This window comes from Pseudomonas sp. SB113, from assembly GCF_040754745.1.
Classification (GTDB): Bacteria; Pseudomonadota; Gammaproteobacteria; order Pseudomonadales; family Pseudomonadaceae; genus Aquipseudomonas; species Aquipseudomonas grimontii.
This window is the reverse complement of record NZ_JBFMHW010000080.1, coordinates 1-649: the sequence shown is the minus strand read 5'-3', so window position 1 is coordinate 649 and position 649 is coordinate 1. Positions and strand designations below refer to the sequence as shown.

Here is a 649-nt window from a genome sequence, read left to right as displayed (position 1 = left end):
ACATCATTCGCGGCGGTCAGCCATACCGGACGATTTTCCCGCCGGGGCAGGAGGTGGAGCGGTTTCCACGCGCCGGCTGGGACAGGCCGAAGGCGTCGGATCACTGCCCGGTCGCGGTAACGCTCGACGTAAAATAGGTATTCAGAAGTATGGCATTCGATCTTCCGCGCAACGTCATCTTGCCCGTCGACAGCGTCGATGTGCGGCTCGTGCCGGAACAACATCCGTTCGAGAGAGACAATCTCCCGGCAATCGAGGAAAATTGGCTCGCTGACAAGGCGGCGAAACCAGCCGTGTTCGACGGCACCGTCGTTCTGCTTTCCGAACTGGCGTATCGCGACAACCGTCTGGTCGGGCGCTGTCATGCGGTGCGCTTTGCGACGTTCCTTTACTGGCGCGGCAACCGCTCCGTTTCCAGCGCGGAACATGCCTTTGCGCATGCGGTTCTGGTGGCTGAGGACAACGCGCTGGTGGCGATCCGCATGGGCGCGCATACGATCAATGCGGGGCGGGTGTATTTCGCTGCGGGGTCTTTCGAACCTGACGATTTTGCCGATGGGCTCGTTCAGGTTGATGCGAACATGATCCGCGAAGTGGGCGAAGAAACCGGGCTGGACCTTTCAAACGTGCCGCGCGGCAAGCGCTATTA

At 60.7% G+C, this 649-nt stretch carries 1 protein-coding gene; it reads left to right on the top strand.

Annotated features, from left to right (window positions below):
- Nucleotides 1–149 precede the first annotated feature (149 nt).
- Nucleotides 150–649, top strand: a 500-nt coding sequence (locus AB1462_RS31505) for a hypothetical protein (protein WP_367248980.1), incomplete at its 3' end; no start/stop codon positions are given.